This is a genomic window from Pseudomonadales bacterium, assembly GCA_013215025.1.
Taxonomy (GTDB): Bacteria; Pseudomonadota; Gammaproteobacteria; order Pseudomonadales; family DT-91; genus DT-91.
Map to the genome: position 1 here is coordinate 1 of JABSRR010000312.1, position 1891 is coordinate 1891.

The 1891-nt window shown below is 40.5% G+C and carries 1 protein-coding gene; it reads left to right on the forward strand.

The window, feature by feature from the left end:
- Positions 1-41 precede the first annotated feature (41 nt).
- A partial coding sequence (locus HRU21_13235) for a hypothetical protein (GenBank protein ID NRA43251.1) occupies positions 42-1891 on the forward strand: 1850 nt, incomplete at its 3' end.

Sequence of the window (1891 nt, forward strand, 5' to 3'; positions counted from 1 at the left end):
CTAATAATGGAAGCACAATTGCTTCATTTGCTAACGATAGTTTGACTATTGTCGCAAATCAGCAAGCTGTTGACGCTAACGCTGAAAATATAGGTGTTAATCAGGTTGTCATTCGTGCATTAGAAGATAAAGCGGTAAGCAGTGACGTTGAACGTCTTGCAAATGCCGCTAACATCAGCAGCAATACCAACGACATTATTACCAACCAACAAAATATTGCTAGCAACGTGCTAAGCGTTACCGCTAACCAAGATGCAATTGCTTTACTCAATGATGAGGTGTCTGCAAATAATGTTGAGCTGGGTACTAATCGAAGCAGCATTGATGCGAATAGCACCAATATTAATACCAATACCCTTGATATTGGTGTCAATCAGCAAGGTATTACAACTAACAAGCAAGATATATCATCCAATCAGCAGAGTATCGTTGCTAATCAACAAAATATAAGCACTAACCAAATCAATATTGGTTCACTTGATAGCAGGATAACTGCTCATGACGCCAAGCTTGATGGTCAGTCTGCGGATATCACAAGCAATAACAATGCTATTTCAAGCAATGCAGCTGATATTAATAGCAATCAGCAAAGTATTTCTGGCAATACACAAAATATTATTGGCAACAGTCAGAATATTAGCGCCAACCAAAACAGTATTACATCACTTGATACAAAATTAGATTTCAATGCTACAAATATCTCAAGCAATGCAAGCGATATACGCAGCAATCAACTGAGCATTGCTGGCAATAATCAAAGTATCTTAGCCAACCAGATGAATATTGGTTCGCTCGATAGCAAAGTAACCGCTAATGATTCTAAGCTTGATGCGCAGTCAGCTGATATCGCGAGTAATCTTAATGCAATCAGTAACAATCAACAGAGCATTTCTAGCAACAGCCAAGAAATTAGCACCAACCAAAACAGTATTACATCACTTGATACAAAATTAGATGTGAATACCGCGGATATTTCGAGCAATGCAGGCGATATACGCAGCAATCAGCAGGGCATCGTTGATAACCAGCGAAGCATTTCCAGCAACCAAAATGCAATTACTGTATTGGATAACAGAGCCACCACTAGCGATACCGAGCGTGCGTTTAATGCGGCCAACATTAGCAGTAATGCCAGCGATATCAGCAGCAACCAACAAAGTATTTCTGCTAACACGCAGAGCATTAGCGTAAACCAAAACAGTATTACATCACTTGATTCAAAATTAGATGTGAATGCATCGAATATCTCAAGCAATACAAACGATATCATCAAGAATCAACAAAGTATTGCCGGCATCGATCAAAGCGTTGCGACGAATCAAGATGCAATTACTGTATTGGATGCGAGAGCGACCGCCAGCGATACTGAACGTGCGGTTAATGCTGCTAACATTATCAGTAATGCCAGCGATATCAGCAGTAATCAGCAAAGTATTACAGGCAACATGCAAAGCATTGCCAGCAATCAAGATGCAATTACAGTATTGGATGCGAGAGCGACTGCCAGCGATACCGAGCGTGCGGTTAATGCAGGTAATATCTTAAGTAACGCAAGCAGTATAAGCAGTAACCAGCAAAGTATTACAGGCAATATGCAAAGTATTTCAGTTAATCAAGATGCAATTACAGTATTGGATGCGAGAGCGACCGCCAGCGATACCGAGCGTGCGTTTAATGCTACTAACATTATCAGTAATACCAGTGATATCAGCAGCAATCAGCAAATTATTACAGGCAACATGCAAACCATTGCCAGCAATCAAGATGCAATTACTGTATTGGATGCGAGAGCGACCGCTAGCGATACTGAACGTGCGTTTAATGCTACTAACATAAGTAATAATACAGGCGATATTAGCAGCAATCAGCAGAGCATCGTTGGTAACCAACA